Annotated in this window: 16 protein-coding genes, 1 tRNA gene and 1 pseudogene; 2 read left to right on the top strand and 16 right to left on the bottom strand. The window is 63.5% G+C overall.

The features are described from left to right. Position 1 precedes the first annotated feature (1 nt). The 13 genes and pseudogenes from CFB50_RS12175 to CFB50_RS12235 all read right to left on the bottom strand — a co-directional run bounded on the left by CFB50_RS12175 (position 2) and on the right by CFB50_RS12235 (position 15,404). Positions 2 to 622, bottom strand: coding sequence for an HAD family hydrolase (locus CFB50_RS12175; protein WP_069248418.1), 621 nt, complete (start codon positions 620 to 622; stop codon positions 2 to 4). A gap of 142 nt (positions 623 to 764) precedes the next feature. Continuing rightward, positions 765 to 1,643, bottom strand: coding sequence for a hypothetical protein (locus CFB50_RS12180; RefSeq protein WP_089445993.1), 879 nt, complete (start codon positions 1,641 to 1,643; stop codon positions 765 to 767). A 51-nt stretch (positions 1,644 to 1,694) separates the two neighbouring features. Continuing rightward, a complete protein-coding gene (locus CFB50_RS12185) occupies positions 1,695 to 2,351 on the bottom strand; it encodes a TerD family protein (protein ID WP_039369378.1) in 657 nt (218 codons plus the stop codon). Positions 2,352 to 2,451: 100 nt separating this feature from the next. Continuing rightward, positions 2,452 to 3,468 (bottom strand): DUF475 domain-containing protein, encoded by a 1,017-nt coding sequence (locus CFB50_RS12190; RefSeq protein ID WP_089445994.1) that lies wholly within the window; start codon positions 3,466 to 3,468, stop codon positions 2,452 to 2,454. A 44-nt stretch (positions 3,469 to 3,512) separates the two neighbouring features. Beyond that, positions 3,513 to 4,259, bottom strand: a complete 747-nt coding sequence (locus tag CFB50_RS12195) for a VWA domain-containing protein (RefSeq protein ID WP_089445995.1) — start codon at positions 4,257 to 4,259, stop codon at positions 3,513 to 3,515. A 20-nt stretch (positions 4,260 to 4,279) separates the two neighbouring features. Next, positions 4,280 to 5,383 (bottom strand): toxic anion resistance protein, encoded by a 1,104-nt coding sequence (locus CFB50_RS12200; RefSeq protein WP_089445996.1) that lies wholly within the window; start codon positions 5,381 to 5,383, stop codon positions 4,280 to 4,282. Between the two features lie 430 nt (positions 5,384 to 5,813). Beyond that, a pseudogene (locus CFB50_RS12205) lies at positions 5,814 to 7,149 on the bottom strand (virulence factor). 128 nt (positions 7,150 to 7,277) lie between these two features. Further along, on the bottom strand, positions 7,278 to 7,541 hold the full coding sequence (locus CFB50_RS12210) for a PAAR domain-containing protein (RefSeq protein WP_089445997.1): 264 nt from the start codon (positions 7,539 to 7,541) through the stop codon (positions 7,278 to 7,280). 9 nt (positions 7,542 to 7,550) lie between these two features. Further along, complete coding sequence (locus CFB50_RS12215; protein WP_089445998.1) at positions 7,551 to 9,029, bottom strand: virulence factor; 1,479 nt, start codon at positions 9,027 to 9,029, stop codon at positions 7,551 to 7,553. Beyond that, entirely contained in the window at positions 9,026 to 11,272 is a 2,247-nt protein-coding gene (locus CFB50_RS12220; RefSeq protein WP_089445999.1) for a T6SS effector phospholipase Tle3 domain-containing protein, read from the bottom strand. Before CFB50_RS12220 ends, CFB50_RS12215 begins: the two co-directional genes overlap by 4 nt. A 23-nt stretch (positions 11,273 to 11,295) precedes the next feature. Next, positions 11,296 to 14,073, bottom strand: a complete 2,778-nt coding sequence (locus CFB50_RS12225) for a type VI secretion system Vgr family protein (protein ID WP_089446000.1) — start codon at positions 14,071 to 14,073, stop codon at positions 11,296 to 11,298. A 242-nt stretch (positions 14,074 to 14,315) separates the two neighbouring features. Next, a complete protein-coding gene (locus CFB50_RS12230; protein ID WP_089446001.1) occupies positions 14,316 to 14,729 on the bottom strand; it encodes a hypothetical protein in 414 nt (137 codons plus the stop codon). Positions 14,730 to 14,774: 45 nt separating this feature from the next. Next, positions 14,775 to 15,404: a LysE family translocator gene (locus tag CFB50_RS12235; RefSeq protein WP_069248425.1), complete on the bottom strand. Its 630-nt coding sequence runs from the start codon at positions 15,402 to 15,404 to the stop codon at positions 14,775 to 14,777. 186 nt (positions 15,405 to 15,590) lie between these two features. Between CFB50_RS12235 and CFB50_RS12240 the strand changes: the two genes are divergently transcribed. Together CFB50_RS12240 and CFB50_RS12245 are read left to right on the top strand one after the other, a co-directional pair. Beyond that, positions 15,591 to 15,681 (top strand) — tRNA-Ser (locus CFB50_RS12240). Positions 15,682 to 16,065: 384 nt separating this feature from the next. Beyond that, a complete protein-coding gene (locus CFB50_RS12245; RefSeq protein WP_089446002.1) occupies positions 16,066 to 16,668 on the top strand; it encodes a hypothetical protein in 603 nt (200 codons plus the stop codon). Between the two features lie 65 nt (positions 16,669 to 16,733). On the opposite strand, the gene CFB50_RS12250 is transcribed toward CFB50_RS12245, so the two are convergent. The 3 genes from CFB50_RS12250 to acs all read right to left on the bottom strand — a co-directional run bounded on the left by CFB50_RS12250 (position 16,734) and on the right by acs (position 21,163). Then, positions 16,734 to 18,749 carry a sodium:solute symporter family protein gene (locus tag CFB50_RS12250; RefSeq protein ID WP_089446003.1) on the bottom strand — a complete coding sequence of 672 codons (2,016 nt, stop codon included), beginning with the start codon at positions 18,747 to 18,749 and terminating at the stop codon, positions 16,734 to 16,736. A 3-nt stretch (positions 18,750 to 18,752) separates the two neighbouring features. Beyond that, complete coding sequence (locus CFB50_RS12255; RefSeq protein ID WP_089446004.1) at positions 18,753 to 19,097, bottom strand: DUF4212 domain-containing protein; 345 nt, start codon at positions 19,095 to 19,097, stop codon at positions 18,753 to 18,755. Between the two features lie 83 nt (positions 19,098 to 19,180). After that, on the bottom strand, positions 19,181 to 21,163 hold the full coding sequence (gene acs / locus CFB50_RS12260; RefSeq protein WP_089446005.1) for an acetate--CoA ligase: 1,983 nt from the start codon (positions 21,161 to 21,163) through the stop codon (positions 19,181 to 19,183). Positions 21,164 to 21,241 lie beyond the last annotated feature (78 nt).

Below are 21,241 nucleotides of genomic sequence, written 5' to 3' on the forward strand. Positions count from 1 at the left end.
CTCAACCGCCGATCGGCGGCATCGGCCCTTGCCCGCGGATCCACGACCAGTTCGCAAGCTCGGCCATTTCCTTGTCGCCGCGGCTGTCGCCGTACGCGAACAACTGTTTCGGCGGCCGGTTGCCCCACCACCCGCGCAGCCGCACGACCTTCTGCGGCCCCCAGCAGTTCTCGCCGTCGAGCCGACCGGCGAAGGCGCCGCGCTCGAACGCCAGCCGCGTCGCGAGCACCGCATCGAAGCCGGCCGTCTTCGCCCACTTCTCCAGATACAGCGACGGCGACGCGCTCACCAGCACGACTTCGTGCCCGCGTGCCCGATGCTCGCGAATGCGTTCGAGCATTTCCGGGCGCACGAGGCTCGGCAGATAAGTGTCGACGAACGTGCGCGCCTGCGCATCGAGCGCATCCTCGCGCACCGGCCCGAACGCGAACGATGCGAATTTCGCTTTCGCGTCGCCCCGCGACAGCAGCCCGGCCTTCATCGCAATGATCCACGGCAGCGCGCGCAATCCGGCCCACGCGAAGCGCGGCGTGCCGACCGCATAGCGGACGAAATGGCGAAAGCTGTCGGTCGTCGTGATGGTGCCGTCGAAATCGAATGCGGCAACGATGCGGTCAGTCATGGAGAATCGGCGGGAAAGCGATGAGATGCCCGGGAAGATAGCAGACTCGCGCCGGTGCACGTGAAATGGCGTGATGCGGCGTGGCCTGTGCAGCGAACACGCGCGCCTCGGCGCGCGTGTTCATGCGGTGCGTGCCGTGTGCTCAGCGCTGCGGCCGCGCCGCCAATGCCGCCGGCAGCACGACGTTCATCAGGTGATCGGCGCGCGACAACAGATCGGTCACGCGCTCGTCGAGCCCGCGCAATTGCGCGGGTTGCATGCGGATCTGCTGCACGGCCTGCCCGACGATGTTGCGGCGGTCGAACAGCGTGCGCTCGACACCTGCATCGTCCGGCGCGCGCACGACGTCCGACACCGCACTCAGCGCCGCAAGCACGACCACGAGGTTTTCTTCCGCGTGGCGAACCTTCGCGGCGAGTTCTTCGGTACGACGCGGGAAGAAGCGGAGCGACTGCTTGAGCGCCCCGATCGCCGCACGGTAGTCGACATGGCCCGTCGCCGCGCCGAACCAGCGTTCGAACATGCCGGCCTTGCGTGTCGCCTGCGCGAGCATGCCTGCCATCATGTCGGCCGCGCCGAGTTCGTTGAATTCGCGCGTCGTGGCCGCAACGGCTTCGACGAGGTTGCCCGCCGTCTCCAGCGCGCCGTCGCCGATCGTCGCGATCGTCGCGAGCTTGAGCGGCACCAGTTGCCGGATGTGCCGCTCGATGCGCGGTGCGTAGTCGGGATAGAGATTCGGGAAGCTGGCCTGCGCGGCGCGGAAGCACGCTTCGAGCTGCGGATGGTTCGATTCGCCGAACACCGCGCGGCCGACCGCCTCGGCCGGCGCCGTGCGCACGACCTTGCCGGATGCGGGCGCAGGCTCGGGCCCGAAGTCGAGCGCCTGCGGCGCGGGCCGCTCGGGACCGCGCGCAACCGGCGCCGCGGCCGCGGGCGGCGCGTCGAACGCAAGACGCCCGGGCGTGCGCTCGGGCGTCGTATCGAACTCGAGCCGCTTCGGCTCGTCGGACGGATTCGTCATCGCTGCTTCCTGCCCGGCGCGGCGGTATCCCGCCGGCCGGGCTGCCGCCAGTCAGACCGCGCCGCCGTACGCGCGCACGAAGTCGCCCAGGCCACGGTTGTAGCCGGCGCCGACCGCCTTGAACATGAAGTGGCCGTCGCGGCGATAGAAGCTGCCGACCTGCACCGACGTCTCCATCGAGAAGTCTTCCTCGAGTGCGTACTTCGCGATCACCGCGCCCGACACTTCGTCGGCGATCTGGATGTAGCTGTTGCGCACCTGGCCGAAATTCTGGCGACGCGCTTCGGCCTGGTCGATCGTCACGACCACCGAGATTTCCTCGACGTCGGCCGCGAGCTTCGTCATGTCGATGAAGATCACCTCGTCGTCGCCGTCGCCGCTGCCCGTGCGGTTGTCGCCGCTATGCACGACACCCAGGCACTTCGACGCCGGCATCCCGCGCTTCGGGAAATCGTCGCCCGGCTGGATGAAGGTGTCCTTGCGCTCCATCGTGCGTACTTCGCTGTTGTAGAACACGAAGTGCTGATCCGAGATCAGCTTCGGATTGCTCTGCGCATCGTACTTGCACAGGAACACCGACACGTCGAGATCGAAGTCCGTACCCGTGTCCGTCGCGTTCGCATCCCAACCGAGACCGATGCGGAACTTCTGCGTGCCGGGCGCTTCCTTCGACAGGTTGACGCGACCGCCTTTCGACAAATTGATCATCTGAACCTCTTCTACTGGAACCGCCGTTGTGCCGGCGGCAATGCCGGGCCGCCCTGTGCGGCCCCTCGTTGATGATGTTCGACCCGCGCGTGACGCGGGGTCACTCGCCCGCCACGGCAGTCCGGTCTTCCTTGCGTTGCACGACGATCGACGACCACACGGCCGCCGCGATCATCGCCGCACCGACCAGGCCCGTGATGACCTCGGGCACCTCGAACTTAACGCCGAGGAACATGATCGTTGCGAGCGCACCGATTGCCCAGAACGCGCCGTGTTCGAGATAGCGGTATTGCGCGAGCGTGCCCTTCTTCAGCAGCACGAGCGTCATCTCCCGGATATAGGCCGCGCCGACGCCGAGGCCCAGCGCGATCAGGAAGATGTTGTTCGACAGCGCGAATGCACCGATCACGCCGTCGAAGCTGAACGACGAATCGAGCACTTCGAGATACATGAACCCCGCGACGCCTTCGCGCACCACGCGCGTGCCCGTCTCCTCGCCGCCGATCAGGTCGCCGATGCCGTGCGCGATCACGAAGCTGATCACGCCGAACGCCCCCGCGAGCAGGAAGGCCACCTGCTCGGCCGCCGGCACGTAGAGGGACGCGACGATGATGATGGCGAGCGTCAGCGCCACTTCCAGCGCCGTGATGCGGCCGAGGTGGCTCATCGGGCCTTCCAGGAAGCCGATCCAGTGCTCGTCCTTCTCGGTGTCGAGCATGAACTTGAAGAACACCATCAGCAGGAACGCGCCGCCGAATGCGGAGACCTGATGATGCGCGGACGTGAGGATCGACGCGTACTGCGCCGGCGACTCGATCGCGAGCTTCAGCGCGTCCCACATGCCGATGTGGCCGATCACCGCGACGATCAGCAGCGGGAACACGAGCCGCATGCCGAACACGGCGACCGGCAGGCCGAACACCATGAAGCGGTTGCGCCACTTCTCCGACCAGTTCTTGAGCACCGATGCGTTGACGACCGCGTTGTCGAGCGACAACGAGATTTCGAGCACCGACAGGACCGCGACGATCAGCATGTCCTTCACGCCGCCGAGGAGATAGGCCGCGATCAGCGCGAGCACCGTGAGCGACAACGGGATCTTGAAGTCTTTCAACATGATGGGGGTATTCGAGTTCGGGATAAAAGGCGGGCGGGCTGCGCTTACTTCGCGCGCACCCAGTTGCAGAATTCCTGCGTGATCAGTTGTTCGTAGATCTGTTCGTCGCTGACGTCGAGCGATTCGAGATGCAGGAAGCCGACGTTCGGCATCTCGTCCGCGACTTCCGCGAGGAAGCCGAATTCACTCGGATCGCCGACGCCGACGAGCGACCAGTACAGCGGGTAGTGCTGCGACTCGGCGAGCAGCTGGCGCACGCGCTTGCGGTCGTTCTTCGGGTTCTGGCCGTCGGTGACGAACAGCACCCATGCGGGCAGGTGGCCGTTCACCGGCGCGGTGGCGGCCGGCGCGGGCGTCTCGTCCGCACCGCCGAACAGCCGGCTCAGGAAGCCGCGCTTCTCTTCGCGCTTCGGCGACGGCTCCGGCGCACGGAAGAAGAAGTCGACGATGTCGTTCATCACCGGCGCGTACTGCGTGCCGCCCCACTTGTCGATCCGCGCGTTGAGCACATGATCGGAAATGTACGAGCCGTAGTTGTCCGGCGTCGCGGTCGGCAGGCGGTCGTAGCCTTCGGTGAAGGTCCACGTGTCGACTTCGCCGTTGTCGTCGAACTTCAATGCGATGCCGAGAATCCGGTCGTGCGTGTCCTGGATCACGCCCGACTGGTACAGCGGCTTCGCGGAGCCGGAGATGTCGAGCGCCGCGCCGACGCGCACGACGGGCGGCTTCAGGATCTGGCGTTTTTCGAGGACGATCGCGACCTTCGCCGCGCGTTTCTCAAGCGTAATCATGCGGTGTTCTCTCGGTTCTTTCAGTTGTGCTTCGGAGCGAATCGGGTGATCAGGTCCTGTTCGAGCTGGCGCAGGCGCGGTGCGTCCTGCTCACGCTGGCGCTTGCCGTCGGCGATGATCTGCGTGATGTCGTCGAATGCGCCGAACAACTGCTGCTGTGCGTATTCGAACGTGTCGGTCGAGATCACCGGGCGCTGGCTCAGCTTCGCGACTTCCTGCGCGTTCTGGCGGTTCAGGTCGGCCTGCGCGCGGATCGCCTCGTCGGCCGCGTCGTACGTCGCATTGGCGAGCGCCGCCGCGCGCTTCGTGCTGAGCTGCTCGAGGTAGAGCGCAAACGCGTTGGTCCACGCGGGGATCAGCACGGTCTTGATCGTCATGAACTTCGACGTCAGCGTGCGCTTCTGGTCCTGCTCCATCCGGATCTGCGGCGCGAGCTGTTTCGACATCAGCATTGCGCGGTCGAGGTCGTCGAGCTTGCTTTCGAGCGCGTCGACCTTGCGCTTCACGTCGAGCAGGCGTTGTGCGGCGAACGCGTCGTCCACCGGTTGCTGGCCGGCCGCGAGATGCGCCCGCAGCGTCGCGAGCGCCGTTTCGCCGTGCGCCTTCGACTGCGCGAGCTCCTGATGCAGCGCGTAGTTGTCGTTGTACATCCGCTCGAGCTCGTCGATGCCGGCCTTCTGGCGCTGTGCATGGTTCTCGAGCTCGACGACGAGCGTGTCCATCCGCTTGCTCACCGACTCGTATTGCGACAGCAGCTTCTCCTTGGTCGAGCGGAACAGCCGCGTGACCTGCGTGAGCAGCCCGCCCTTGTCGGCGCCGCGCGGGTCGAGCCCCTTAGCGGTCGCGATCAGTTCGTTGAGCTTGTCCCCGAACTGGTCGGCATCCGACGCGCGGACGCTCGCGAGAATCTGCTGCGAGAAGGCCGCGATCCGCGTGCCCTGCGTCGCGCCGAGCTGGTCGATCTCGTCGACGGTGATCAGGCGGACGTTCTCCGCCGGGCGTGCAGCCGGCATGGCAACGGCGGCGGCAGGCACGGTGGCGGGCGCTGCAACGGGTGACGAAGACGGGGTGGAAGGACGATCGCTGACCGCATCGGAGTTCTTGTCGTCGAAGAGCGGCTTCATGTGGCTACCACGTTTCCTTTTCTGCTTTCTGCTGCGTGTTGTCATGCGCGTGAGGCGCGCATCCGCGATTGCCGCCGTGCTCTCTCACGGGCGGCAGACGGACAATAAGGGCGACGACGCGGTGCGTCAAGAGATGCAAATCTTTCAATATCCATACGCTTTGTAATGTATGCGATGGAGGTCTCGATACGGCTCCGGGTGACGTGAGGACAAATGCCTTGATGGAGCGTGAATCCGGATTTCCCGGGAAACGTAGGCAGCGAGTAATAGAAAGTATTTTGAAAGAAACGACCTCTTTCTATTCCACTGATTGTTACAGATTGCTTAACGCGGCGAGAACCATTGTCGCGATGCATCGGGCGGCGATAAATCCGGCGAATCCCGTCATGCAGACACGCGATGCATTGTGACAATCGTTCTGTGGCGGGTTCTACTCCGAATAGCCCTGCGATGCCGGACGTGCATCATGACGACGGCCCCACCACGGCAAGTACGCGTTGTTTTCACCGCGTGCGCGGAACCAGTTCTTGCCGGTGTCGATCGGTGTCAGCTTCGACGGTGCGACGACTACCACCGCCGTCGGATGCTCGGTGTCGGTCGTTCCCGCCACGAGCACGTTTCCGCCGAGGTGATTCGCGCGGCCGATCGCCAGTGCGACATCGGTCAACGCCGCGCCGGCACCCATGTCACCGAGCAGTGCCGACGTATTGAAGGTCTGTGCGTGGAGGTCATATCCCGGCCGCACCTCGGTCAGTGATCGCGACAGCACGGCGGCCCTTGTCGACGCGGCATCGCTGCCCTTGCCTGCGTCGTGAATGACGTAATTCAGTGACGAGGCTGTGACGCCTGCGTTGCTCGCCGCCGCGTCGATCGTCGATGCCCATGCCTGCACCACACGGCTCATGCCTTGCTTCGTCTCGAAATCGCCGACATTGCTTCGTGCAGCCTTCGATCCACGCCAGTGGTTCGCGCTCGGTCTTCAGATTCGGGCCGGCAAGGAACAGCAGCACCATGTTCTCGTTGATCTGTTCGTCCTGCGGTGGAAAGCTCGGCGCGTCCCAGTTCATCACCCAGACGCTTTTGTCGGGGTGAGCGGCTAGATAATCCAGTGCGGCGTTCAGCGACGTGAAGCCGGCGTTGCCTTGACCTGACGTCACGTGGACATCAGGTGGCGTATCGTGGCTCCATAGATCTTTTGCGGACGGGTTGCCGATTTCGAACATGCTTGCAATCTCGCCGCGCAAATATGACGCTGCCCGCTTGGGGTTCAGTCGATCGCCGGGAATGGCCAGCTCGACGTGTATGCCAGCCAGTTCTCTCCAATTCCACCGCCAGCGCGAGCTGACGGTATAGAAGTAGTCGCTGTTCACGAAATAGCGAATGCGAAAAAGTACCAGGAGTTCGTTGACATACTTTTCATAGAACCCGGAAAACGACTCACGGCCCCGGCTACCATCCGCGACGATGGATATCGGTTGCAAGGTCGTGTATTTCGCGGGCTTGGTCCGCACCATATCGTCGTCGCTGTTCGGCTTGACCAGTCCGAGCGTCCACAGCAATTGCCACTCGGTCGGATAGTCACGTCGTTGCAGCGGATTGAGCCATGCAAGTCCGACGACCTGGGCAACGAAGGGCGCTGAGGACGCACCCTCGACGGCTTGCATCGATGCGGCGTTCATCTCCGCACGCACCGGCAAGACCAACAGGATTGTCGCCGCCGCGATCACAACGGATCCGACGTGTCTGACAAGAGTGAGACGGGACATGAATATTCCTAATCAAGCTGGTCAGCAATGCGTTGGCTGTCGACCAGCAGGCACCGGAGCCCGGCCGGAACCGGAACCCCCGTCTTCATTCCCAATGGCGAGTAAGTCGTGACAACCGTCCCAACGACTCATTCCCGCCCGGACGACGCCAGACTCGAAATCAGCGTCGCGCCACACGAAGTCTTGTGACCATCGAACGCCGCGGGTTTTCCGTCGACGATCACCTGCGGATCGCCTTCGGCGATAACGCAGGCCTGATGCCCCGAGATCGGGCAGACGCACGTGTCGCCGAGCCGGGCGACCGGCCGCCCCATCACTTCACTGACCGCGCTGCCGGTCACGACCTGGCCGCCGTGGCTCGTCGCGTCGCCGACCCGAATGATTCCGCGCATGCGCGCTCCTTATTCCGAATAGCCCTGCGATGCCTGACGCGCATCGTGACGGCGGCCCCACCACGGCAAATACGCGTTATTTTCACCGCGTGCACGGAACCAGTTCTTGCCTGCGTCGATCGGCGTCAGCTTCGACGGTGCGACCACCACCACCGCGGTCGGATGCTCGGTGTCGGTCGTTCCGGCTACGAGCACGTTTCCGCCGAGATGATTCGCCCGGCCGATGGCGAGCGCCACGTCCGTCAGCGCGGCGCCGGCGCCCATGTCGCCGAGCAGCGCCGATGTGTTGAAGGTCTGCGTACGGAAATCGTATTCCGGCAGCACTTCCGTCAGCGTTTGCGATAGCGAGGCAATCCGTGTCGATGCAGCATCACTACCCTTGCCTGCGTCGTGCACGATGTAATTCAATGACGAGACTGACACGCCCGCATTGCTCGCCGCCGTATCGATCGTCGACTTCCATGCCTGTACCGCACGGCTCGCGCCTTGCTTCGCCTCGAAATCCTTGACGTTGCCTCGTGCAGCCTTGCCGATCCAGGCAAGCGGCTCACGCTCGGTCTTCAGGTCAGGGCCCGCAAGGAACAGCACCACCATGTTCTCGTTGATCTGTCCGTCACTCGGCGGGAAACTGGGTGCGTCCCAGTTCATCACCCAGACGCTTTTGTCAGGGTGTGTAGCCAGATAATCCAGCGCAGCATTCAATGACGTGAAGCCGGCATTGCCGTGCCCCGATGTCACGTGTATATCGGGTGGCGTATCGCGGCTCCAAAGATCTTTTGCGGATGGATTCCCGATCTCGTAAGCATTGACCATTTCATCGCGCAAAAACGTTCCAGCAAGCGCCGGATCCAGACGAGCACTCGGAATGGCAAGCTCGACGCGAATACCAGCCAACTCGCGCCATTCATTTTTATTATCAGATTTAACCGTATAAAAATAATCCGAGCTTGTCACGTAACGCGTACGAAACAACACAAGCAGCTTACGAATATACTTCTTATAAAACCCCGTAAACGACTCACTGCCCCGCTGCCCGTCCGCCACAATGGAAATTGCTTGCAACGACGAATATTTTTGGGGGTTCGTCCGAACCATATCGTCGTTGCTGTTCGGCTTGACCAACCCGAGCGTCCACAACAGTTGCCACTCTGTCGGATAGTCTCTTCGATGCAGTGGATTCATCCACTCGAGACCGACCACTTGCGCCACAAAGGGTCTTGAAGACTCCGCCCCCGTGCCTGCCGCCTTGTTGGCAGCCGGCGCAGCTACCGCTTTGGGCACTGCAAGAACTGTTGTCAACGCCAACACCACAATCGCCAGAAGCCCCGGCAGCAGCACCAATCGCTTCATCAACTCCCCCCAATTTGTTAACCCGCCTGTCGAATCACCGATTGAAATCAAAAGCACCAGTGAAACGATTGAGGACACGACCATCGCAACGCCAGCGATCCCTGCACGACGAGGCCATGTCGCAATCATAGCCCTCATAAGATGCCCCCGATTTTGAGGAACAACCCTCCATCGCGTTCGTCATGTATTTTCGACGGCATCATCGCATCCTTATCGACCTTCACCCAATCTTGAAGGAATAATTTCTGATATTTGCCGTAAGAAAAATATTCATAGAATTTTTGGCTCGGATTACTGTCACCCAGATCCTCGACAAACCTCCAGTCCGCCTCGATACGAAGCTTGTAGAAGTCATTCTCCGTCAAATAACAAACCCCAATCGCCACATCATAGGCCAATGCATTTTCAGCATGGTCCTTGTTGGTCATGATGGTCGAATGATTGGTGGGGTTATTCTTGTCCCCGCCGTTCAGAATCTCGAAGATCTCCTTGTTCCGCCATTCGGTATAGTCAGCGCTCGCTGCGTCCGGATCGTCCTCTCCGATCACCTTTCCGTCCTTGTCGACCCAGCGGCGATTCCCTGATCTCCGCGCCTCCATCCGGAGAATGGAATGATCCTCGTATCGCTGCGCAGCCTCGGATGCTGCGTCGCCCTTCGCTTTCAGCGCGTCGCCCGCGGGCGTCGCGAATTTTTCTGACTTTTTGTCGAAGTTGTCGTATGGATCGTCATCCCGTTTGTTCTCCTTGTTGGCATCGAGCCCGGCCGACGGCGGATCATAGCCCTCGTTGAAGGCTCCTTCTTCGAGCCGTTTCCCGTCCGCATCGCACGCGCCCGATGGCTTGCCATAGCGCAACGCCTTTGGAAAGAAGCGCGTTTCCTTGTCGAGCATCGGTGCGGTAATCGGGATTTCCCATTTTTCCGGCGGTAAGGCGTTGACCTCCATGTCCGACAAGTTGAACAGGTAGAGAGCCGGGCTCGTTACAAGCGTGAAAAACTTCGCGATCCACCATTCATTTGAATGCATGCCTCGCGCAAACCCGTACCGCGCGGGCGGTGATGGCGGATACCAAAAACCCTCCGTTTTGTTCTTGCTGCTACGCCAGTCATCCTCCCAATACCGGTATAGCTTGTTGTCACCGCCGACTTCGAAATTCGACGCGAACACGCGTTGCGAGAAAACACCCCACGCGTTCGTCGCACTGATCTCTTCGATACTCATGCCGCGCCAGCCGATCCCTTGAACGGTCAGGGCTGAGATGACCTGATCATGCGGGCAGCAGTACAGCGTCACTCTTCCGTAGGTGTTTGTCCCGTACAACCCATGCGCCTCCCGGTCCTTGGCTGCGCTATACGGCTTCCCCCCACACTTCGACGGTCTTGCGTTTTCCATCGCGCGATCGAGATCCTCCGCTGGCATCTCCAGATCAGCACGAGCGCGCAGGATATCGAAGTACTCCCTCAGCGTTTCCTTGCGTGCGACATAGGTCTCGCGCCCCACATGCCCGTTCTTGTCGCGTACCCCGCGCTGTGCCCAGGTATCGGTGAAGTTGCTCTCCACGAGGCTGTACGGGGGATTGGCAAGAACGTAAGTGTCTGCGACGCAGCGTCCTTTCTTGCCCCACTGATCCGTCACCTCGGGCAACCGGTCGCCAAGGAACGCAGCGGCGAGCCCGATCATGTTTCCCTGGCTGTGGCACACGATCGTGATCGGCACGTCGGCCTGCCGCTTGCGGATCGATTCGACCAGGCGCGCAAGTCGCAGTGCACCCAGCACGCCGTAGGTACGCGGCGGCGTCGAATAGATCTTGCGATTGCCGATCGAATTCATGTGCTGGACGGTCAGCCACAGAAAAAGTCGGTCGTGCAACCCATCGTTCCACAAATCCGGCAAACTCGAACAGCCGCCCGCGAACGGCCCGCCACCCCAGTAGTTCTTCTCGTTGAGCATGATCTTGTCGCCATACTCTTTCAGCTCCTTCAAATTCGCGGAGTAGCCCCACCGAAAGTGAATGACAGGCGAAAAGGAGGGGTCGGGCTTGATGTACGTCCGCGAGGACATTTCCGGATTCAAAAATCCGTCAGGCGTCAGGCTGTCGATATAACTGACTGGCTTCATCTGCCCGGCCGACGGCCCGCACTGGAACAACTGATCGTCATACCGCCCCATGCGCCGGTTCAATCCATCGCAAAGCCCTTTTTCGGCCGCAGTGAACCACTCGCCCTCCGAATTCACCCCGTGAACGAAAATGACGACGCCCGGCAGCGGCATCTGCATCACGCATTGGAGGTCGTTCCGATTGAACAGCGTCGTCCCCGCTCCACCACCCACCGCCATCTTCGACGGGTCGTCCGGGTTCTGCGAAAAGTTGTAGTTGAACATGTTGTTTTTCTTGAAGACTCAGCTCAGGTTCTCGACTTGAAGAAGCGCACCGCCAATTGTTCGAACTGATCGCTGCTGACCGGCGCCAGCTTGCCTTGCGCGTCGGTCTTCCCCTTGATCAACTCGCCCGATGCCTTGCGCACCTCGGCTTCCATCCCTTCGACCGGCTGCCCGTCGGTCGCCCGAACCAGCTTCGGCACCCGCCCCAGCGAACCTTGGTCGAACTTCGGAAAATCGGTGCTCATGCTCGCCGGCCCGGCCCACGTATGCGACGCGGACTTGACGGTGAAACTCCCCGGACACCCGAGCTCGATATCTCCGCCCTGCAGCTTCAGATACGCGCCGCCCGACGTCACGAACACGACCTGCTCGCTGGCCATGCCCGCGAGCTTTCCGCCCCCCGCCGTCATCTGGATGTTTTTCGCGGAATCGATCTGCGTATCGTCGTTCTGGCTCTGCAGCGCCACCTTCCCCTGGTTGGCAATCGCCGAGATCCCTTCGCTGTGCGCGAACATCGCCACGCCATGGCCGGCCTGCAGGTTGATCCGCTGTCCGCTCGTGTACTGCAGGTGATTCTGCGCGACGATGTCGACGTTGCCGCCCGCATGGGTCGTGACGGTCTTCGGCGTCGCGATGCTGATCCCGGCCGGTGCAGTGATGCCGATCGCCGCCATCGACGCGCCTGACGACTCGCCGCCACCGGCGACTTCCCCGTTCGGCCAGCCTTTCACCGTGGTCATCAGCGCGTCGTGCGGCTGCGTATCGGGCGCCACGCCCTGATGCTGGCCCGCATAGTCGCCGAGACTCTTGAACAGCTCGACGCATTCCTGCATCAGTTGCAGATACTCGTCCCGCGCCAGGTGGCCGTCGCTCGCGCGCAGCCGTTCCCAGGCCGAGATCAGCATCGCCTTGCCGCTGCGAATCGCCACGTGCGCATCGCTGCGCAACTCGGCGCCCTCGCCGCGCGCCGTCCCCTGGCCGTTGTCGCGCGGCTGCGTCAGATAGCCGAGGTTCAGCTGGCTATGCGCATGCTCGCTCGCCAGCTGGCTGCTGATCTGCCCCGGCGTATCGTCGAAGCGGATCTGGTTGTACCGCTGCCCCTTGATTTCCTTCGTCTTCGTGCCGGACAGATAACGGTTGCCCGGCAGCGCGCCAGTGTGGCTGAAGGTCGCCGGCATGTTGGGCCCGTTGGCCAGCACGCCCATCACGACGAGCCGATCCGGATCGCCGCCGATATGGCCGATCAGCACCTCCATGCCGACGCGCGGCAAGGTATTCGCGCCGAAGCTCGGCCCGGCGAGCGCGCAGGCGACACGCACCGGCGCGCTGTCGGTCGGCGTGCCGCTCGTGCCGGCGCCCTGCGCATGCGCGTGATCGTCCGCGTTCAGCCCCTGGATCTGCACCCGGATACGGCCCATTTCATCGCAGAACACCTCTTCCCCGTCGGGTCCGACGACGACGGCCGTCATCGGATGCACGGCCGGCAGGTCGACATGGGGATCGTAGGCCGGGGTCAGCGGCACGCCGCGTCGTACGCACGAGAACGTGTTCTCGTAGCGCCTGTCGTTTTCATCGCCCGGCGTGCTGCTCACGTCGGTCGGCACCGCGTTGAACAGCACGCGGCTTGCCGCGAACAGCGACTGTGCGCGCTCGTTCAGTTCCTTCGGCAGGTTGTTGCGTACACGATGATGAAGCGACGTGACGACGAACTGCCGCTGCTCGGCCGGCAATGTATCGAGCTGCGGATGCTCGGCAAGCGCAAACCAGTGGCCGACGGCCAGATCGCGCACATTGCTCACGCCGTCGACGGATTCTGCGCGCAGTTCGTGCGCAAGCATGCGGTCCTTGCCGATCCGGTCGAGATCGGACGACGAATTTCCCGCGTGCGGAATATCGATGACGCTGTCGGCCAGCAAACGCCCGAGATCGTTGCCGCCGTCGCCCTGGTCGACGATCGTCGCCTGTTCGGTTTGCGACATCCGGCCGGTCTTGTAATCCCATGTCGGCCGGACGATCTTGCCGGGGATCAGGCTGCGGCTCGTCGCCCACAGCGTGATCGAGTCGCGCTCTTCGGTGGCCGCATCGCGGTGATAGCGAACGGTACCGGCAATCGTCTCGGGCAACTTCATCGAATCGTCGGCAAAGACCAGTGTATGAACCGGCGTGTCGTTCGCGTTGCCGTTCGCCCGCTCGCCGGCCTTGCCGGCCTTGACGAAGACGGTCGCACCATCGCGCCGCAGCAGCCGCCGGATGAAGTGCGCGTCCGACTCGTTGACCTGCCGCGTGAGTTCACGCGCCGGGTAGCGTTCGCCTTGCAGGCCGGACAGGTCGAATTCGAATGCGCCCGCCAGCGCCGAGCTGCGCTGGCGCCACTCCTGGAGCAGCACGCCGAGGATGTCGGGCAGGTTCTTGGTGCGGAACAGTCGCGAATTGGTTCGCCGCTCCATCACCGACAGCACGTCGCGAATCGTCAACTGGTAGCAGGTGAGCGAACCGTCCGACTGTCCGGTGCGGACGTCGGTGACGATGCCGTTGATGGTATGGAGATGCCCGCGATCGGTCGTCATCTCGACGGAAACCGGTAGCCCGATGAAGCTGCGGATCGGGAGATCGGCCCGCGCGGACACGCAGGTCAGATGCCCCTCGATGCCCGTCATCAACCCTTCCCGGATATCGGCATACTGGAGCGCGAGCACCTGCTCGAGCGTCTTCTGGGCAGGCCCCCAGTTCATGCGAACCGGTCGATTGTTCTGATCGACCACCCCGGACGCAAATGTGCGTAGCAATTCGGCTGTATTCACAGCGTGACTCTCAGGATCTTGTTTTACTTCGTTGTTCACCGGGAAATCACGCCCGCTGGTCCGTCCTGGGAGTGCCGCCCGCCTGTTTTTTCGCGAGCATATCAAATTTGTCAGGCGAGTGACGAAATTTTGAAAGGTTTTGGTGCGCTTTGTGTAATGCTTCTAACCAGATTTAAAATTTCACAATCTTTCGAATTGATCGCGCCTCGTCCGGCGACGCCCGATCGTCGTCATGGCGTCGCTCAGGCAGGCACTTGCCGCATGCCTAACCGCGGCAACACGAACGGCACCGATCGGTCACGAATCGTGAAATCCCACCGTCCTTCGATGTTGACGAATGTCGCGCTGAAATGCCGGTCGTCGGCCCACGTCATGTCGTCCAGATGGCACGACGCGTACATCGCGCCGACCGTGCGCCGCGCGAGTTCCTTCAACGGATCCTTCGACACGAGCGTGAACGTGACGGCCTCCTCGAACAGGCAGTCGTAGTCGGTGACGAGCAGATAGGCGGCCGGCGTCTCGAACTGGCGAAGCAGCACATAGCCGGAAACGGTGAGGCCGCAACGTTCGCCGTTCACGAGCACATGGGTGCGCGACGGCCACGCTTCATACGGACCGTCGTGCGTTTCGAGCGTGAAGCGCTCGATCGGCTTCATCGCCTGGCCAGTTGGTGGAGGTCTTGTTCCCGAAGCATCGCCGCGTCAGTTCGCGGCCTTGCGATACAGCGCGACGTAGCCCGCGAGCATCAACAGCAGCGACCCGCTGACGCGGTTCAGCCACTTCTCCCCCGCGGCCTTCCACACGCGCACCGAATGCACGCCGAGCAGTGCATAGCCGGTCATCCCGATAACGTCGATCGCAACGATCGTCGCCGCGAGGATCGCGTACTGCGGCGCGATCGCATGCGACCGGTCGACGAACTGCGGCAGCAGCGCGGACATGAACAGGTAGTACTTCGGGTTGCTCATCGCGACGAAAAAGCTCTTCAGGAATGCGGTCCGGCGATCGGGCGTCGCGTGATCGAGCGCCTGCGCAGCGGCGGAACCGCCGGATGACAGCAGCATCCGTACGCCGACATAGGCGAGCCACGCCGCGCCGGCCAGCTTCAGCGTGACGAATGCCGTTTCCGACGCGTCGAGCAGCATCCCGAGACCGCACCCGACCAGCGCAACGAGCACGACATCGGCCGTGACGGCCCCCAGCATGCCGACCATCGCGTGACGCAACCCGTATCGCGAGCCGTTGCTCATTGCGAGCAACACCGTCGGGCCGGGCGTCGCGACGCCGACGGACAGGATCAGGGCAAAAGCGAGCAAGGCGGACAGCGACATGGCGGGGCGTTCCTGTTGAACGAAGGGCTGGAAAATGGAGGCGGACGGAGCATGATCGCATGATGGCGCGACCGCCCGCTCGACGGTTGTCTGGCGGGCCGCCGACCTCGCGCCCCGTCCGATTTGCATGGATCGTCGGACGGAGTGGCGAACTGCCCCCAGAGTTTGCTATACTCTCGGTCTTCCGGAGAGATGGATGAGTGGTTTAAGTCGCACGCCTGGAAAGCGTGTATAGGTTAATCGCCTATCGGGGGTTCGAATCCCCCTCTCTCCGCCAGAATTCAATGCCCGCGCCAGCGGGCATTTTCGTTTCCGGAGAGAAGCAAGCCGACAGGTCGTCTGGCGCGGGGGATTCGAAGGGATTCGGTCGGCTACAAGAACGGGTCGACCGTCGCGGCAACCTCTCGAAAAGGAACGGACGACGAGGTGACGTTTATCTTCAAACGTGACGACCTCTGGTCGTGGAAGTTGAGCGCAGTCAATCTGCCGATCGACAAATTCGGTCAAACTGATCACCAGGTGGCGGCCCCGCCCCTGCGCAGCCGGCCCGCTTCCCTGCTTGATCCGAGCGTGCAGCACACAGCGAATCCCCCAACACCCCACGCTAAAGAAGCGTATTCTCCTGACGATATCCAGGGTTTCATCACCGCGAGTCAGATCCATGCGATTGAGTCCACGGTTCGCCATGCCGGCTGTTGCTGCGACGATGCTGTCGGCATGCGCGACGGCATTTTCGCCCGCGTCGATCAGCACCACCATCGCGGTGACCGCTCCGCCACCGGTCGAGAAATCGCTGCGCGACGGCGGATCGTCGACCGACCTGTCGGTCATTGGTCAGCCCGCATCTCCATTCCGCACGCTTCTGTCCGTTCGCGAATGCGCTGCCGCCAAATGCGCGGCGGGAATCGCCAAGCCGACGCTCGCGGTCACGGTCCAGCGCGTGTCGGAAGGACAGGCAGCGATCCGCTTCTCGGTCAACGGAGAGATCGGCAGCAGCCAGACGCTGACATCGCAAGCCGGGAACGCCACGTCGGAAGTCACCATGTCGATCCCGTCCGGCGTAACGCCGATCTACGATCAATTTGCCGTCGATCGGGTCGCGACGATCAAGGTTGGCGAGTTCCGCCACGTGGCCTTGCCGCACGGCATCCGTGCCTATGTCTGCGTCGCCATACCGAACGCCAAAGGCGTGACGGATGGAAGCTGTGATTTCAGCCGGGTGCGGACGACCAAGGGAGCCGAGCTCGGCATTTCAGCGCTCTGACCCACCCGTCACGGCGCCAACACGGACGGGGCCCGGCACTTGAGCAATGCCGATCGACACTCGCGTCACGGGTGCCGGATGTAATCCACCAGCGCCCGCGTATATTCGTCCGGCTTTCGGTCAAACAGACTCACCACGATCGCCACCGCGAACCCCGCCGGCACCCCGAACACCCCCGAACTGATCGGCTCGATCCCGAACCACGTGCGGCCCGCGAACCCCGTCAACTGCGTGAAGTACGGATAGGTCGACACGATGTAGTACACGCACACCGCCAATCCCGTCACCATCCCCGCGATCGCGCCACGCGTCGTCGTGCGCTTCCAGAACACGCCGAGCACGAGCACCGGAAAGAAGCTCGATGCCGCCAGCGAAAACGCGGCGCCGACGAGAAACAGGATCTTCCCGGTATTGAGCGACGCGACATACGACGCGAACAGCGCGACCCCGAGCAGCAGCACCTTCGAGATCGTCACGCGCCGCTGGCTCGATGCATCGGGCGCGACCATGCAGTAATAGACGTCGTGTGACAGCGCGTTCGCGATCGTCAGCAGCAGCCCGTCCGCGGTCGACAGCGCCGCGGCAAGCGCACCGGCCGCGATCAGCCCCGACACGACATACGGCAGCCCGGCGATTTCCGGCGCGGCCAGCACGACCATGTCCGGCTGCATCTGGATTTCCGACCAGTGCACGATGCCGTCGCGAATCACCTCCACGACGCTGATCAGGTCGGGTTCGAAGTGATGCCATTGCGTGACCCACGCCGGCAATTCGGCGAACGGCCGCCCGACGAGGTTCGCGAGGATCTCGTACTTGATCAGCACCGCGAGCACCGGCACGCTCAGGTAGAACAGCGCGATGAAAAACAAGGTCCACCCGACCGAGCGCCGTGCCGACGCAACCGACGTGGTCGTGTTGTAGCGCGTCAGGATGTGCGGCAGGCTCGCGGTGCCGAGCGACAGGCACAGCAGCAGCGCGAGGAAATTCCGCTCGCGCGGCTTGCGTTCGTCTTCGCTCGCGGCAGGAAACGGCTCGTGCATCGGCACGGGCGGCTCGGCACGCGCCAGCAGATCGTCGCGCGCCTGCGTCCACGCGACACGCGCCGCCGCCGGATCGCGCGGGAAGTCGGCCAGCTCGCGCTCGCGCTGGCTGATCTCGCGCAGCGGCCCGTTGTGGCGCCGCAGGTCGGCCAGCTGGTCGGCGAGATGCCGGCGGGCGTCCGCATAGGATGCCGGCAGCCGGTCGAGCCGCGTCTGGATATCCGCGGCCTGCCGGCGATACGCGTCGCGCACCTGCTGCTCGTCGAACGCATCGCGCACCTGCGCCTCGCGCGCCGCGACCCGCTCCATCAGCTTGCCGTAATTGAACTGCGGCACGGGGCCGAGCCCGTTCTTCATCGCGATCAGCGACACCGGAATCAGGATCGCGCTGATCAGGATGATGTACTGCGCGACCTGCGTCCACGTGACCGCGCGCATCCCGCCGAGAAACGAGCACACGAGAATGCCCGCGAGCCCGCAGAAGATCCCGATCGCGAAATCGACGCCGATGAAGCGCGTCGCGATCAGGCCGATCCCCTGGATCTGCGCGACCAGGTATACGAACGAACACAGGATCGCCGCACCGGCCGCCAGCGCACGCACGGCCGTGCTCGAAAAGCGCGTACCGAGGAAATCGGGAATCGTGTAGCGCGCGAGCTTGCGCACATAAGGCGCGAGCAGGAACGCGACGAGGCAGAACCCGCCCGTCCACCCCATCACGTAGGCGAGCGCATCGTAGCCGGTCGCGTAGAGCGATCCGGCCAGGCCGATGAACGATGCGGCCGACAGCCAGTCGGCCGCCGTCGCCATCCCGTTGAAGGCAGACGGCACGCGCCGCCCGGCCACGTAGTATTCGACGAGATCGGACGTGCGCGACAGCAGCCCGATCACCGCATACACGGCGATCGGCACGAACAGGAACACGTAGCCGATCCAGACGCCGGGGCCGGTGGCCCGCTCGATCCGCCACATCAGCAACACGAACCCGAGAAACCCGAGCGTGTAGAGCGCGTAGGCGCGGATCAGTCGGCGCGTCAGCATGGATCAGCGTCCACCGTTCGCGTGGCCGGCGCGTGCCGCATGATCGTCGTACGCACGGCGCAGCGTGCGGTCCGCGCGTTGCATCAGCCCGATGTAGACGACGATCAGCACGAGATACACGAGAATCGCGCCCTGCGCGCCGACGTAGAACGGCAGGCTGAACCCGGCGAAACGGACCCCTGCGAGCGCGGGCCCGAAGAACGGCACGATGAACGATACCGAAAAACCGATGACCATCAGCACCGCGATCAGCGCGACGTTGAAGCGCCAGTAGCGTGCGTGGGCACGCGCGAGCGGCTCGGGAACGGGGGGAGGCGCGGCAGGCGCGGGACGGGTCGGAACGGTCATGCCGTTATGTAACAAAAAGCCCCTGCGCGGGCAATCGGGATTGCCGCGCAGGGGCTCGTGCGCGTGATGCGCAACCGGTACGATCAGCGCACTTCGGCGAGCTGTTCGAGGATGGCCGGGTTCTCGAGCGTGGACGTGTCCTGCGTGATCGCCTCGCCCTTTGCGAGCGAACGCAGCAGGCGCCGCATGATCTTGCCCGAGCGCGTCTTCGGCAGGTTGTCGCCGAAGCGGATGTCCTTCGGCTTCGCGATCGGCCCGATCTGCTTGCCGACCCAGTCACGCAGCGTCTTCGCCAGCGCCGCGGCTTCCTCGCCTTCCGGACGCGAACGCTTCAGCACCACGAACGCGACCACCGCCTCGCCCGTCGTATCGTCCGGACGGCCGACCACGGCCGCCTCGGCCACGAGTTCGTGCGAGACCAGCGCCGATTCGATTTCCATCGTGCCGAGCCGGTGGCCCGACACGTTCAGCACGTCGTCGATCCGGCCCATGATCGTGAAGTAGCCGGTGTCCTTGTCGCGCACGGTGCCGTCGCCCGCCAGATACAGGCGCCCGCCGAGTTCCTCGGGGTAGTAGCTCTTCTTGAAACGCTCCGGGTCGCCCCAGATCGTGCGGATCATCGCGGGCCACGGGCGCTTGACGACGAGGATGCCGCCCTGTCCGTTCGGCACGTCCTGGCCGGTTTCGTCGACCACCGCGGCCATGATGCCCGGCAGCGGCAGCGTGCACGAACCGGGCACGGTCGGCGTCGCGCCCGGCAGCGGCGTGATCATGTGGCCGCCCGTCTCGGTCTGCCACCACGTGTCGACGATCGGGCAGCGCTCCTGGCCGACGTGCTTGTGATACCACATCCATGCTTCCGGATTGATCGGCTCGCCGACGGTCCCGATGATGCGCAGGCTCGACAGGTCGTAGCTCTTCGGATGCACCTTGTCGTCGGCCTCGGCCGCCTTGATCAGCGAGCGGATCGCGGTCGGCGCGGTGTAGAACACGGTGACCTTGTGGTCGCCGATCATCTTCCAGAAACGCCCGGCGTCCGGGTAGGTCGGCACGCCTTCGAACACGACCTGCGTGCCGCCGCATGCGAGCGGGCCGTACGTGATGTACGTGTGGCCCGTGACCCAGCCGATGTCGGCCGTGCACCAGAACACGTCGGTGGGCTTCCAGTCGAAGGTCCACTTCATCGTCTGCGCGGCCCACAGCAGGTAGCCGCCCGTGCTGTGCTGCACGCCCTTCGGCTTGCCGGTCGAGCCCGACGTATACAGGATGAACAGCGGATGCTCGGCGCCGACCCATTCCGGCTCGCACTGGTCGGATTCGCCGGCCGTCAGTTCGTGCATCCACAGGTCGCGCTCGGCGTGCCAGTCGATCTTGCCGCCGGTGCGGCGATAGACGATCACGCTCTTCACGGCCTCGCAGCCGCCCAGCGCGATCGCTTCGTCCGCGATGCTCTTCAGCGGCAGCGTCTTGCCGCCGCGCGCCTGCTCGTCGGCGGTGACGAGCGCCGTCGCGCCGACGTCGACGAGCCGCTCGTTCAACGACTTCGCGGAGAAGCCGCCGAACACGACCGAGTGCGTCGCGCCGATGCGCGCGCAGGCCTGCATCGCGACGATGCCTTCGATCGACATCGGGATATAGATGACGACGCGGTCGCCCTTGCCGATCCCGCGCTTCTTCAGTGCATTCGCGAACCGCGATACGCGCGCGAGGAGATCCGCATAGGTGACGCGCGTGACGGTGCCGTCGTCGGCTTCGAAGATCACCGCGACGCGCTCGCCGTTGCCGGCTTCGACGTGACGGTCGAGGCAGTTGTACGACGCGTTCAGCTCGCCGTCCTCGAACCACTTGTAGAACGGCGCGTTGGACTCGTCTAGCACTTTCGTGAACGGCTTGTGCCACGCAAGACCCTCGCGCGCGAGACGCGCCCAGAATCCTTCGTAATCGTTCTCGGCTTCGGCGGCGAGCGCACGATAGGCCGGCATGCCGGAAATGGTCGCCGCCTGTTCGAGCGCCGCGGGCGGCGCGAACTGACGGGTTTCGTGAAGAACCGATTCAATCGCAGACATCGACTACCCCTTGGTGAACATGAATCCTCTGCATGGCGGCGCGATCGTGCGCACCGCGCGTCTTGGCCGGCGCAAGCG

The organism is Burkholderia sp. AU33423, from assembly GCF_002223135.1.
Lineage (GTDB): Bacteria > Pseudomonadota > Gammaproteobacteria > Burkholderiales > Burkholderiaceae > Burkholderia > Burkholderia lata_D.